The following is a 12963-nucleotide window of genomic DNA, read 5'->3' as shown; positions in this document are numbered from 1 at the left end:
AATACCATCATGATGAAAAAAATATTAATCATTTTGCTCAAAATATTCGGAGCCATAGTTATCGCTTTTGCATTATTTATTGCCACTGTTTATTTTGTAAATGTATTTAGCAACAAGTCGGAGGCAGGGAAAATCAAACCCTATGGTCAGTCCGTATCGGTTGACGGGAAAAACATGAATGTGTTGATCCAAGGAAAAGGTGAAGAAACCGTGGTATTGCTTCCGGGGTACGGAACACCTGCCCCAGCCCTCGATTTTAAACCGTTAATCGATGAGCTATCTCCATTTTACAAAGTCGTTGTCATTGAACCTTTCGGTTATGGATTAAGTGACATTACTGAAAAAGAGCGTACTACGGAAAATATGGTTAGTGAAATTCATGAAGCGTTACAGCAACTTGGTATTCAACGTTACACGCTCATGGCTCACTCCATTTCAGGGATATACGGACTGGATTATGTGAACAAATATGCAAACGAAGTAACTTCCTTTGTCGGCATCGAGAGCAGTGTCCCAACGCAGGGAGGTAACGATGATCCATTCCCAACCGGAACGTACAAACTGCTTAAAAAATCAGGATTCTACCGACTGTTAATGAAATTGGCCCCTGATCAACTGATTGCACCCGATGTTGATGATGAAACCAGAGAGCAAATTCGAATCCTTTCACTCAAAAATACGTTTAATCCGAACAATCTGAGTGAAGGCGAAAACTTTGCTCCTAACTTCAAAGTAACTGAGAACTTGACCTTCCCCAAAGATCTGCCTGTGATTTTCTTCTTACAAGCGAATGATACGGAAACGGAAGGATGGATACCTTTGCATGAAGAGCAAGTTGAAAATTCTGTACATGGTAAAGTGATGACATTCGAAGGCGGGCATTATTTACACCATACCCGATCCAAAGAAATAGTCGAAAACTTCAGGAAGTTTATGAATGAAGTGAAATAAACTTAGAATCAACGTAGTACCTTTCAGAATTGATTTCAGAAAGAACGAAACGCCCGTTCCCCAGTAGAACACCGGGGAAGGGGCGTATTTTCCATACTCATTATTATTGATTAGTTAACGTAATTTCGAACCTTGAACCAGCTTCACCAGCAAATACAATCGTACCATTTACAGGTAATGTAACTTCATTTACACCACTTACCACGGTATGATTCGTACTGATACCCGTCTGATCATATACAGTGAAAGCACCTTTCGAAGGCATTTTTACTGTCATCACTTTACCTGTGGCGGCTGCCGGTATCGAGTACCATGTCGCATAACCATTCGTTTGGATCGTTGTCTTCGATTGTTTCCCCGAATAGAGCGGTCTTACAAGTTCTTGACTGACGTAGACCTTTCCTCCTGCTGAGACGTATTCCACGCCGTTTTTCTCGAAGAACTTATATTCCATCGTATCCCTGCCCGCCAAGCCTGGAATTTGCAGTTGGTTCACGGCCAGGTTTGGATCCATAATTTTATTGGTATACACATACCCTGGTGCCTCATTGAACATATGAATAGGGATGATCGGCGTTGCACTGTCATATACCGTCGAGGTGTATTTTTCATTCACCAGATAATAAATGTTGCCTTCGCGCTTCTGCCAAGCGGCTGTTACATCTTCGGGTAATGTATTGGTTTCGAGCTTTTCTGCCTTGTATTCCGAGGAGGCGATTTGTCCAAGCCCTGGCACCGACTGATACGAGCGAGACCACAGGTAGGTATTCCCGTTATCCTCTTGGGCGAATTTCAACTTTTCTGTACCTTGCTCGTTCACGAAAGAGCCATCTGCGGTATACGTATACTTTTGTTCCGTACTGTTCGGCGATAATAGCAGAGACGTTGTTAATTGCCCTTCATCATTCACTTCCAACTTCAATAACGAGCTGCCAACAGCCCCATAAATGCCTGCATACTGCGTTAGTTCTTTCGGCATGGTTGCTTTTACAGGTGCGCCAAATGATTTATCCGGCTTCCGCGCTTTAATAATCTTTTTTTCCTCAAGTGCGCTAAGCAACAGTTCACTCGCGATCAATTGGTCGGTGGTGCTCGACCCACCTGAGGAGGTAACGGCTGCAGCCATGTTGTATTCCGGAAGTACAATTAATGACGAATGATAGGCAATCGTATTCCCGCCTTTGGTAAGTGCCTTGATCCCGTATTCGCTAAATGGGAACAGGTTTACACTATCCCAGCCTAACCCGTACGAAATAGATGAATCGCTGTCCTCTGGCCACACGCCTCTTTTGTATTCTTCCTGCGTCATCGCTTTTGCCGACTCACTAGAAAGAATGCCTTTGATCTCTCCTGTAAAGATTTGCGAAAATTTAACCAGGTCTTCTGCAGTAGAGTAAATGCCTCCAGAGCCAATCATGTTCGTGTTCTCTAGTGGAAGTTGTTTCTTTTCCGGCTGGGAATAAGTTACTGCCATTTGATTAGGGTCAACCAGATCCAGCGGTGTTTTGGTGTGACTCATGCCCAAGGGCTCTGTAATATATTTGTGTATAAATGCAGTAAAGCTCATGTCACTAACTCTTTCGACCAGAATTTCAGCTAATGTGAAGCTATCGTTACTATACACCGAGTAGGCTCCTGGATCTGCCTTCAAATTTTGCTCGGCCAATTGATCCAAAAATGTATCATGTGCATAGGTATCATTGTCCCCATACAGTATGGCACTACCGCTTGAGGTTCCAAGAATCCCGGATGAATGATTCAGCAGCATATGAGGTGTAATTTTTGTGTAACGATTGTCCTTCATTTTGAATTCCGGGATATAGTTCACAACCGGCACATCCAGATCGATCTTGCCTTCATCAACCAGCTTCATCACAGCGGCGGTAAGCACCACTTTACTGGTTGAACCGATGCCATACATTGTATTAGAAGAAAGGGGGATACGATCCTCCGGGTCATTTTGGCCTACTTGTCCGGAGATCACGATCTTTCCCTCATCCATGAGTGCATACTGCACACTGGTTGTACCATATGTTTCGGTAAGGAGCTTGCTCTTTTCCATCACCACTTTTTGGGTCATATCATACGTAAGGTTACTGCTGGTACTGGTTGCCGGTGCGGCGAGAGCAGACATTGGGGCTAACATGGTTAACATCAGGGTTACCGCCGCGAATGAAGTTCGTTTTTTCAGTGTCAATCTCATCTTCTCCTGTCTTATCTGTGAATTGGGAATCTCTGTGGTGGTACCTGAGTTAGTGTACTCTAGGGCGATGAACTGAATATGAATTGACCTGAAAAAATGGAAAAATACGGGTTGACAGAACAGTTTGTTGTGTATACAATCGTATACATAAACGAAATGTATACAGATGTATACGAAATTGGAGGTGCTTCTCAAATGAGAGAAAGACATATAAATGAGAACGAGCAACCTGATCGCCATGGACAGCGAGCCAGACGCGGTCGCGGGGAAGAAGAGCAACAAGAGAAACAAGAGAAACAAGAAAAACAAGAAAAACAAGAAAAACAAGAAAAACAAGAAAAACAAGGTGAACGTTCCAGACGCGGAAGAGGACATGGCGAACATCACGGAAAACGGGGTAACGGGGCACAAACGTTTCGACGTGGAAGAATACTTGTCTTTTTGGAACAAATGCAGAACCGAAGAGCCACATTGGCCAGACAGCTTGGTCAGGAGGAGTTCAGGAATATTCACCAAATGATTAGTGGAGAGCTGAAAGCCATTGACCAGGTTATTGATGAATATATCCAACTTTTTGAATTACAACTTGAAGAAGAAAGCCCTAATCAGGATCTGGAGAGTGAATAAGAATGATTCGTCGTTTTTTCTCATATTATCGTCCTTACAAAAAACTGTTTTTAATTGATTTTGGTTGTGCAGTAATAGCTGGTTTACTAGAGCTGGCATTTCCACTTGCGGTAAGCAAGTTCATTAATGAGTTGCTGCCAGGTCAAGATTGGCCGCTCATTATCCTCGCATGTATTGTATTGCTGTCGATCTATGCGCTGAATACGGTCTTGAATTATGTCGTGACCTACTGGGGACATATGCTTGGTATTAACATTGAGACCAACATGCGTTCGAAGATGTTTGCTCATTTGCAAAAGCTATCCTTCCGGTTCTTCGATAATCGTAAAACGGGTCATCTGATTGGTCATCTGACGAATGATCTTAACGATATTGGCGAGGTGGCTCACCATGGACCGGAGGATGTTTTCATCGCAGTGATGACATTAATCGGTTCGTTCTGGCTCATGGCGAACATTAATATGGAGCTTGCATTGATCACCTTTATCATCATTCCAATCATGGCCTGGGTCATTATCGTGTTTGGTGGGCGCATGACGAAGACCTATCGGCGCCTCTTCGGCGATGTGGGGAATTTCAATTCCCGTATTGAAGACAACGTAGGCGGAATTCGTGTCGTACAATCGTTCGCTAACGAAGAGCATGAGAAAAAACTATTTTCCGTAGACAACGAGAACTTCCGTAAAACAAAGCTGCTTGCTTACAAAACGATGGCGAAGAGTATATCAGTCAGCTACATGATGATGCGTCTGGTTACTGTGTTTGTTATGATCAGCGGTGCCTGGTTCTTTATCGATGGCAGGATTGATATGGGTGATTTCATGGCATTCCTGTTGTTATCCAATATCTTCTTCCGTCCAATTGAAAAAATTAACGCCGTAATCGAAAGTTATCCTAAGGGGATCGCCGGCTTCAAGCGTTACTTGGAGATCATCGATACGGAGCCGGAAATCGCCGATGCGAAAAATGCCGTTGAGCTAAAAAGCGTACGAGGAGATATTCGCTTCGAAAATGTCTCGTTCGGTTATGAAGAGAATCGACGTATTCTGAATAATATCAGTTTGTCCATTAAGCCAGGGGAAACCGTTGCATTTGTGGGTCCTTCCGGTGCAGGTAAAACGACCATATGCAGTCTGCTTCCACGATTCTATGAAGTAGAGGAAGGCCGGATCACTGTTGACGGGATGGATATTCGTGAGGTTCAGCTGGAATCATTGCGCAGACATATCGGTATTGTTCAACAGGATGTATTTCTCTTCTCAGGCACAATTAAGGAAAATATCGCGTATGGCGATTTAACGGCAACAGACGAGCAAATCTGGGATGCAGCCCGTCGTGCATCTCTGGAAGAATTGATTCTTAGTTTGCCGGAAGGGATCAATACAGTCATCGGCGAACGTGGTGTCAAACTTTCCGGAGGTCAGAAACAGCGCTTGTCCATTGCTCGCATGTTCCTGAAAAATCCACCGATTCTCATCCTGGACGAAGCAACGTCCGCTCTGGATACCGAAACCGAAGCGTTAATCCAGAAGTCCTTGGCGGAACTGTCAGTGGGCAGAACAACACTTGTTATTGCACACCGACTGACAACCATCAAGAATGCAGATCGCATCCTGGTAGTCAATGCTGATGGTATTGCAGAGCAGGGTAACCATGAGGAACTGGTCGCTGCAGGGGGGATATACAGCAGGCTTCACCAGGTTCAATACAGCCATTCCTGATAGCCGAAAAACAAACCGTGCATTTGCGCGGTTTGTTTTTTTGTTTTTCAATAAAGTGACACTGATTCAGACTATAAGGTTCATCAATATTATATTGTTGACAACGTCCACTAAACGAATTATCATAATGTTGACAATGTCCACTAAAAGGGAGGGTTTGACATCGATTCTCAGCAAATAAATGCAGATATGTTGACTGAAATGCGGCGTTTTAACCGTTTTTATACCAATATACTCGGTGTACTTGATAAACATATCCTGGGAACGGGATACTCCTTCGCCGAAGCAAGGGTCATTATTGAAATTGGCATTCAAGGGGAGAGCATTGCGAACAATCTGGTGGATACACTGACCATTGATCGCAGTTACATGAGTCGAATTGTAAGTAAACTAACCAGAGAAGGGCTGCTGATGAAAGTAGATTCGGCCGCTGACAGCCGGGTTAGTTTGATTCGCCTGACTGAAAAAGGGCAGGAGCTTTACGGTGAGTTGAATGAACGTTCAGATCAGCAGATTGTGAAGTTAATGCAAGGTTTGGATGAGGAAGAGATCAGAGAAGTTTATGCTTCCATGATGAATATTCAGGATAAGTTGAACAAAAGAGCAGGAGAGACAAGACGATGATACGATTCGAATGTGATTACAACGAAGGCGCGCATGAGCGCATTTTGCAAAGACTGATTTCAACGAACATGGAACAAACGAGCGGTTACGGTAAAGATGCCCATTGTGATCGGGCGAGGAGTCTCATTCGACAAGCTTGTGAAAATGAACGGGCGGATGTGCATTTTTTGGTTGGTGGTACACAGACCAATACAACGGTTATTGCCTCCATTTTACGTCCATACCAAGGCGTGATTGCAGCGACTTCGGGCCACATCGCGGTCCATGAGACAGGAGCGATCGAAGCCACAGGTCACAAAGTGATTACGGTACCAAGTGAAGATGGAAAGATCACAGCACATCAGGTCAAAGCGGTCTATGATGCTCATTGGAATGATGCGTCTCCGGAGCATTGTGTCCAGCCCGGAATGGTTTACATATCCCAGCCTACTGAGAACGGTACGATGTACAGCAAGGCAGAGCTGCAAGCATTGTTTGATGTGAGCCAACAGTGTAGTCTCCCGTTATTTATTGATGGGGCACGTCTTGGGTATGCTCTTGCTTCCCGGAATTGTGATACGACGCTCGCGGATCTCGCCCGCCTGTGTGATGTATTCTATATTGGCGGAACCAAGATCGGAGCATTGATGGGGGAAGCGGTAGTCATTTTGAATGACAAGCTCAAGCCGGATTTTCGTTATATGATCAAACAAAAAGGCGGCCTGCTTGCCAAAGGCAGATTGCTGGGTATTCAGTTTGAAACGCTGTTTGAAGATGGTCTGTATCTTGAAATTTCCCAGCATGCGGTGGACATGGCCATGTTGATTCATGATTCACTTGCGGAGCAAGGCATTGCTTTCCTATATGACTCACCAACCAATCAGCAATTTCCAATTCTGCCAGATGACCTGCTTCAGGATTTACGCAGCCGTTACTCGTTCACATTCTGGGAAAAGGTGGACGACACTCACAGCGTCGTTCGTTTCTGTACCAGTTGGGCAACTCAGCGGGGAAATGTGGATTTACTGATTCGCGATATTTCCCAGAGTCTGAACAAATTGAAAGCCTGTGTATAGTCATTAATCTCTAAAGGATAGTACATTGGCGGAGTAAAACGCCAAAAAAGAAGTCGCCATGTTGATGGCGACTTTTTTTTTGTCTGCTGTTATTATGTTCCAAAAATGCACTTCTAAAATTGAATCACGACCATTTGATGACAGGACCATTGTGGTATCGTGTAGCTAACGAGCCCGTTCACCTGATTGAATGGGAGACTAAGGTTCTGTGGCGCCAGATACACGTCCTGTACTTTTTCAGCCGCCGCAACCGTCACCTCTGTATTGATAAGTGGAGGGATATCCTCGATAACTTCTACACCTTGTCCTCTACGTACTGGAGAGGCATACAGCAGATGATTCACCCAACGGTTCGAGTTCGTCTGCATCTGCAGCGTGGTAACCCCTTGCGCAGGCAGATTGGTCATTAGCGACTTGTTGTTACTCAGTAAACGGTCCAGCGCGTAACAGATGATTTCCTTGACAGCCAAGCTCCCCTTCGTCGCATAATCTTCAAAAACATTCCATGCGATATAGATTCCATCCTGACCCTCAGCCATGCCAGTTCCCGATTCCTGCAGATCAGAAGGGGTATGCTGGTGAGAGCAGAACGTGAACAAGTCACGGTTAAAATATGAATTTTCCTTACTGCCAAGTACGATGCCGTCTGTCGTGGGCACTGCGTCCTGTCCTTCGGTGTACATGACGAAAGAGGCTGTACGCAGCGAAGGAAGCTCAAAATTCGGACGGAAATAGGAGGGACGGAATGGGGAAACCTCCTGATATTCTACGCCCAAATCGAATTCAAAGCCCGTTCCATCCGGTGAGAGACCGGAACGGCCAGTGGCCAGAATTTTGCCGCCCCCGGCAAGAAAGGCTGTCAGTTTGGTTTTGATTAACTCTGTAATGCTAATGGCATCCGGCAAAATAACAACTTTATATTTGGACAGATCAGCCTGCAGATCGACCACATCGAAGAGATAGTGGCCTTCCAGCAAAACTCTTACAGCGCCGGTATCGTGGTGGTGCATGTGCTGGTTATGAGGATCGCCTCCGGTTTCCCATAAGGCTGCCTCAACTGACAGCAATGCGATATCGGCAATAGCCGTAGTATCTCGACACCATTCTTCCTTCGCTTCTACCTCACGGTAAGCTTCCCCGATCAACGAATACGTGGCATGATCCATCTGACCACCCGGATGCAGCTGATCTCCAATGGAGCAGCGTGCCCCGTTCGCAAGACTCAGAGCAGTTTCATAACGCAGCGCGTTGGGATGTTTGTATCCACCGAATTCGCCCCAGGACGTATGGAATTTTCCGGTCATGCCGAGAAAATCCATGCCCAATGTCTGCGCATAACGAGCAGAAAGCGGGAAGTGGTCGTAGCCCCAGCCGCCCGTTGGTAGCGATTCCAACTCCAGATGGGTATTCACATGGGCGAGATCCCGCCGCCCACGGTCGACGTGACTGCTGTTGTGGAACACGGGTAATCCGGGTTTCACTGCATGCACAGTCTCATTCATTCGATTAGCATAACGAGTATACGTCTGTTCCCACAGTTTCTTCATATCTTGAATGTTTCGTGGATCGGAGCCCTGTGAGCGAATCTCGGCAACACAATATTGACAATAACATTCCCGAACACCAACGATATCGAGAAAGATTCCGTCCACATCATATTTCTTTACGACTTCCTCGACCTGTAGGGTGAGAACGTCAAGATAAGGGGTATTCATGCAAAATTGATGATATCCTGGCGTCATGAAGTCGGCTGTCCAACTGATCTGCTCCTGCTGATTGCGGATGAGCCATTGTGGATGTTTGCGGGCGAGCCGCTCATCAAGGCCAGCGGAGAGATAGACCGGAGTCTTCACACCTATCTCATGAGCAGCCTCAATCTGGGCACCCAGAAGATCGAAATTCAGATGTGGATGCATTTGATTGGCGGTAGTCGGATGATAGGCCCAGCCATGATGGCACTTGGAGAATATGGTGATGGAATCGACATGCCCGGTTTTGAGCATCTCCTGAAATTGCTGCTTCGAAAAATCACGGCCAATGCCTTCAATGGCTTCTGACGTATGAAAATCGAGATGAACTTGACGAAATTTCATGCTTGCTTCCCCCTGGTCATTAAATGATAGAATCATATTATATCTACCACTCTAATCGATCATCAGCTTTGATACAGCTGACAATTACGACTATATATAGCACATTATCTACATTTAGAACAAAGGAGGAATCTAATGCTTGTACTTGAACTTCAAGTTCCGCCGTTTCCGCTATTAGCAGCCATTGGGCACACCGAATGGCAGCCGGGGATGCAGCATGCCCAGCGTAGCTTTGATGTGTTCGATCTTATTATTTGCGCCAAAGGAGCGCTGTACATGGAGGAAGATGGCCTCCGTTACGAGATTGCGGAAGGTATGATGCTGGTTCTTGAACCTGGCAAAGACCACCGTGGCTATAGACCAACGGATGTGCAGACGGAAGTATACTGGATTCATTTCCAGCTGTCCTCTGTGCAAAAGATGATTTTGAAAGAAAAGACGACTTGGGAGCAGCCTTTGCTTCAACAAACAGACCAGGATATTGAGGCTCCCCCAGGAGTCATTGAAATTCCCAAATTCGCCGTAGTGGATCTACGTAACCTGGAGCCGATACTGAAAGAAATGCTTGAGCTGCACCATGTACTCACCCGTCAGCGTTCCTTCGAGCTTCATGTTCTGTTGGGCCAATTCCTGCTGCAATTACAGAAGGGAATGAGACAGAACAGCCCGCAGGCTCGCTCCTATTTTCTAAGCGAGAAAGTGGCAACTTATCTTGGTCAACGCCTCGAGCAGCCGTTTGATTCCGGACAGATGGAGCGTGATCTGCTTTATCATTTTGATTACCTGGCTCGCTGCCTGAAGCAGTATACGGGGATGAGCCCGCTTCAATACAGGCATCACCTGCAAATGGAGAAGGCCAAGCGGTTATTGGCACATTCGGAGCTTCCGCTGAAGCGTATCGGCGAGTTGTGTGGACTGCAGGACCATAACTATTTTACACGGTTGTTCAAACGTCAAACTTCCCTCACGCCTGGAGAATACCGCAAAAAGCATCAGTTGTATTTCATGGAATAGATGTGATCAAACTAAAAACCGCCCGAAAGGACGGTGGAAGATAACGTATTCAATGTCGGGAATTTCAAATGCTCAAGATTTGAACTTTCGCTTCTTCCGTATATGCGTGGAACCTTCAAAGTTAGGGCAATGAATATGAATATGAATATAAAGTATTTAAGATCTTTGGATAAGCCGATGTGGCTTTCAGACTTTATGTTCAATAAAATTAACAAAAGCAGCCCAGATACGATAAAAGTACTGGACTGCTTCTGTTTTGTTGAAATGTGCCCCGGGACATTTCTTCGTATTATTTATGATCCTAATGAATGATCCTAATAGATTATTCTTCTGAGATAAATCTTTTGCCAAGCAACCACATTACGCCGCTAATGATTAGAAAATATAAAGGCATCATCAGCAATGAACCGTTATGCAGAGCACCCATTCCCCATGTCGTAAGGCTTACCAGCAAGTAGTAGCCCAAGCTGAATATAGCACCTGCTGTGCCAATTACATCTTGAAAATGAACAAGCGCAAGACTTAGACAATTGGGCAGAGCAATACCTGCGCCAATCAACAGAACAAACATGGCAGTTAACATGCAGATGATCTGCAAAAGATTGGGCAGCATAGACAAGCTGCTTCCAAGGGTCAGGAGCAGAGCACCGCTGGTCATGACCAGACAACCCAGACGAATGATCTTTTCCGGTGTGTAAACGGTCAATAATCGTTTTGAGATCATTGCTCCGACCACTGAGGCCAAGGCCACAATAATGCCCAGAAAACCATAAACGCCAGGCGACAGATCAAAGTGTTCTATGAAGATGAAGGGAGCTTCGGCATAATAACTAAATAAAACGCCGTTAATACCTCCGATCAATACGCCAAACACCATTACGCGCGGCATAGCGAGCATCTTTTTAACAACCGAAAGTATAGCGACTTTGGATCGTAAAGAAACATTCGTTGTCTCCGGCAGTTTAAGAAAAGCATATATGAACAACAAAACGCTCATTAGTACTAACGCCAAGAATACCCATCTGAAGCCAAGGGCCTGATCAATCCAACCACCAATAAGTGGCCCAACTGCCGGCGTAAATGCAATGACAGCAGAGATTTGGGCAAACATCGCATGTCTTCGATCTCCCGATACACTTTCTCGAAGCATGGTTTGGGTGATAATCGAGCCAGTTGCGGCACCGAAAGCCTGTACGAAACGGCCGACGAGAAGCAACTGAATCGATTCCGAATAAAAGCACATCAAGCTCCCGATCCCATATACGATGAGACCGCCCAGCATTGCAGGCCTACGACCTATCAAGTCGGACAGCCAGCCCCAGCAGAAGACGCCCAAGGCAAATCCTATAAAATAGATGCTTAACGTGAATTGTACGGAACTATTAGATACACCAAGTGCTGCTGCGATATCTGGCAGAGATGGAGTGTAGATGGTTTCGCTGATTTGTGGAAAACCGATAAGAACAATCATTAAAAGCAAAGATGGTACAGCATATTTCTTCATTATATATTAGCCCTCCTACAAGCTTATACTCTGTTATGACAACAAGAATATGAGCCTAGCTAGGGAAAGGGGGGCATCATGATGGCGAGACGACTATAAATCATCATTTGTTGAATTACCTTTCATCATTATAAGAGTAGGAGGGTTTGACAATCATTGTTAATACTCGGCCTAGGTTAACATGCTTGATTTAGCTAGTCAACCAGCTCTGGCTAATCGTACGATTAAGCGGTTTTGTCCCAAGCTCTGAACGTACTGGACTTGGAATTATGAAATTTAATGAAGCTAGCCATTCGCCAAATGGCAATATAGGATAGAGCAACTACATTATTCAGGAATCCAAGAGTCTTGGGATCAATGCCTGAGATGAACATGAAGTCAAAGAATCGAATTGAGAAGATAACAATAATTAGAACATAAAGAGATACGTTTCTTTTATAATACATCCTGCCATCCAATTTTCGCTCGAATTGCGTCACCAGAATTAATGGGATCGACAGAACTGCACCTAAAGCGATTGAACTGATCATTCTGCCAGATGTAAGCACCAAAGTAGGGTCGAACAATTCAAACAAAGATGTAGAGATATAGAGGATCGGAATTAATAGTTTTCGACCTGATTCGTGCAATGGCTTTTTGCTGCCCTGGATCACGCCCTTCAAAATAAGTACGACAATTAATAATGAAATTGTTAAAGATATTGGATTCATGGTAAGCACCTCGTCTGTTTTTTTGTAACCTAAGTATCGAGGATTTTTAAAATTTATATCAGTGTACAAAGTAATTCGTTTAAGGTGACTTTTGTCATCTTCCTGTGATGACGGGGGCTTCTGTCTGCTGCATAAGCGGACAGAGCCCTTTTTTTGATGATTGTCTCAATAGCCTTGTCAATACACAACGATATGAATACCTTATGACATAACACAAAAGAGGAGGAGATTACATGAGTGAAGTAGGATATGGAAATGTTGGAGGTCTTGGTGGATACGGTGGTTTCACATCCATCGGCGCAATCCTTGTTCTGTTCATCTTGTTGGTCATCATCTCTAAAGCTTTCTTGGTTTAATTTCTTAACCTTATGAACAACTCTGCCGGCATTCCGCTGGCAGGGTCTTTTTGTCTTGATTACAATTTGAAAGCGTTTGACATATTGAATTATCAATCTATAATT

Annotated in this window: 11 protein-coding genes; 7 read left to right on the top strand and 4 right to left on the bottom strand. The window is 44.8% G+C overall.

What is annotated here, in order from left to right; all coding sequences use genetic code 11:
- Positions 1-9: 9 nt before the first annotated feature.
- A complete protein-coding gene (locus HW560_RS24010) occupies positions 10-951 on the top strand; it encodes an alpha/beta hydrolase (RefSeq protein ID WP_090897503.1) in 942 nt (313 codons plus the stop codon).
- A gap of 103 nt (positions 952-1054) precedes the next feature.
- Here HW560_RS24010 and HW560_RS24005 read toward each other — a convergent pair whose 3' ends face one another.
- Positions 1055-3154 carry a serine hydrolase domain-containing protein gene (locus HW560_RS24005; RefSeq protein ID WP_179264943.1) on the bottom strand — a complete coding sequence of 700 codons (2100 nt, stop codon included), beginning with the start codon at positions 3152-3154 and terminating at the stop codon, positions 1055-1057.
- 195 nt (positions 3155-3349) lie between these two features.
- On the opposite strand from HW560_RS24005, the gene HW560_RS24000 reads away from it, so the two are divergent.
- The 4 genes from HW560_RS24000 to HW560_RS23985 all read left to right on the top strand — a co-directional run bounded on the left by HW560_RS24000 (position 3350) and on the right by HW560_RS23985 (position 7181).
- Positions 3350-3781 carry a hypothetical protein gene (locus tag HW560_RS24000; RefSeq protein WP_179264942.1) on the top strand — a complete coding sequence of 144 codons (432 nt, stop codon included), beginning with the start codon at positions 3350-3352 and terminating at the stop codon, positions 3779-3781.
- 2 nt (positions 3782-3783) lie between these two features.
- On the top strand, positions 3784-5502 hold the full coding sequence (locus HW560_RS23995) for an ABC transporter ATP-binding protein (RefSeq protein WP_179264941.1): 1719 nt from the start codon (positions 3784-3786) through the stop codon (positions 5500-5502).
- A 189-nt stretch (positions 5503-5691) separates the two neighbouring features.
- On the top strand, positions 5692-6126 hold the full coding sequence (locus HW560_RS23990; protein WP_231952523.1) for a MarR family winged helix-turn-helix transcriptional regulator: 435 nt from the start codon (positions 5692-5694) through the stop codon (positions 6124-6126).
- On the top strand, positions 6123-7181 hold the full coding sequence (locus HW560_RS23985; RefSeq protein WP_179264940.1) for a threonine aldolase family protein: 1059 nt from the start codon (positions 6123-6125) through the stop codon (positions 7179-7181). The genes HW560_RS23990 and HW560_RS23985 overlap by 4 nt, the downstream gene beginning before the upstream one ends.
- Before the next feature lie 113 nt (positions 7182-7294).
- On the opposite strand, the gene HW560_RS23980 is transcribed toward HW560_RS23985, so the two are convergent.
- Positions 7295-9274 (bottom strand): alpha-amylase family protein, encoded by a 1980-nt coding sequence (locus HW560_RS23980; RefSeq protein WP_179264939.1) that lies wholly within the window; start codon positions 9272-9274, stop codon positions 7295-7297.
- A 135-nt stretch (positions 9275-9409) separates the two neighbouring features.
- On the opposite strand from HW560_RS23980, the gene HW560_RS23975 reads away from it, so the two are divergent.
- The gene (locus HW560_RS23975; RefSeq protein ID WP_179264938.1) at positions 9410-10288 is read left to right on the top strand and encodes a helix-turn-helix transcriptional regulator; all 879 of its coding nucleotides are present in this window, start codon (positions 9410-9412) and stop codon (positions 10286-10288) included.
- Between the two features lie 322 nt (positions 10289-10610).
- On the opposite strand, the gene HW560_RS23970 is transcribed toward HW560_RS23975, so the two are convergent.
- Both HW560_RS23970 and HW560_RS23965 read right to left on the bottom strand, forming a co-directional pair.
- Positions 10611-11792: a multidrug effflux MFS transporter gene (locus tag HW560_RS23970; RefSeq protein WP_179264937.1), complete on the bottom strand. Its 1182-nt coding sequence runs from the start codon at positions 11790-11792 to the stop codon at positions 10611-10613.
- 224 nt (positions 11793-12016) lie between these two features.
- Entirely contained in the window at positions 12017-12502 is a 486-nt protein-coding gene (locus tag HW560_RS23965) for a CcdC protein domain-containing protein (RefSeq protein WP_179264936.1), read from the bottom strand.
- Positions 12503-12735: 233 nt separating this feature from the next.
- Between HW560_RS23965 and HW560_RS23960 the strand changes: the two genes are divergently transcribed.
- Complete coding sequence (locus tag HW560_RS23960) at positions 12736-12858, top strand: sporulation protein YjcZ (protein ID WP_079697598.1); 123 nt, start codon at positions 12736-12738, stop codon at positions 12856-12858.
- Positions 12859-12963 lie beyond the last annotated feature (105 nt).

It is taken from the genome of Paenibacillus sp. E222 (assembly GCF_013401555.1).
Classification (GTDB): Bacteria; Bacillota; Bacilli; order Paenibacillales; family Paenibacillaceae; genus Paenibacillus.
Note: the sequence above shows the minus strand (reverse complement) of the source record. Positions and strands in the feature narration are given on the sequence as shown.

Excerpts from the sequence above, each read along its gene's own strand:
- HW560_RS23965 (WP_179264936.1), bottom strand. The coding sequence starts at position 12,502 with ATGAATCCAATATCTTTAACAATTTCATTATTAATTGTCGTACTTATT.
- HW560_RS23995 (WP_179264941.1), top strand. The coding sequence starts at position 3,784 with ATGATTCGTCGTTTTTTCTCATATTATCGTCCTTACAAAAAACTGTTT.
- HW560_RS23990 (WP_231952523.1), top strand. The coding sequence starts at position 5,692 with ATGTTGACTGAAATGCGGCGTTTTAACCGTTTTTATACCAATATACTC.
- HW560_RS23985 (WP_179264940.1), top strand. The coding sequence starts at position 6,123 with ATGATACGATTCGAATGTGATTACAACGAAGGCGCGCATGAGCGCATT.
- HW560_RS23970 (WP_179264937.1), bottom strand. The coding sequence starts at position 11,792 with ATGAAGAAATATGCTGTACCATCTTTGCTTTTAATGATTGTTCTTATC.
- HW560_RS24010 (WP_090897503.1), top strand. The coding sequence starts at position 10 with ATGATGAAAAAAATATTAATCATTTTGCTCAAAATATTCGGAGCCATA.
- HW560_RS24000 (WP_179264942.1), top strand. The coding sequence starts at position 3,350 with ATGAGAGAAAGACATATAAATGAGAACGAGCAACCTGATCGCCATGGA.
- HW560_RS23980 (WP_179264939.1), bottom strand. The coding sequence starts at position 9,274 with ATGAAATTTCGTCAAGTTCATCTCGATTTTCATACGTCAGAAGCCATT.
- HW560_RS23975 (WP_179264938.1), top strand. The coding sequence starts at position 9,410 with ATGCTTGTACTTGAACTTCAAGTTCCGCCGTTTCCGCTATTAGCAGCC.
- HW560_RS24005 (WP_179264943.1), bottom strand. The coding sequence starts at position 3,154 with ATGAGATTGACACTGAAAAAACGAACTTCATTCGCGGCGGTAACCCTG.
- HW560_RS23960 (WP_079697598.1), top strand. The coding sequence starts at position 12,736 with ATGAGTGAAGTAGGATATGGAAATGTTGGAGGTCTTGGTGGATACGGT.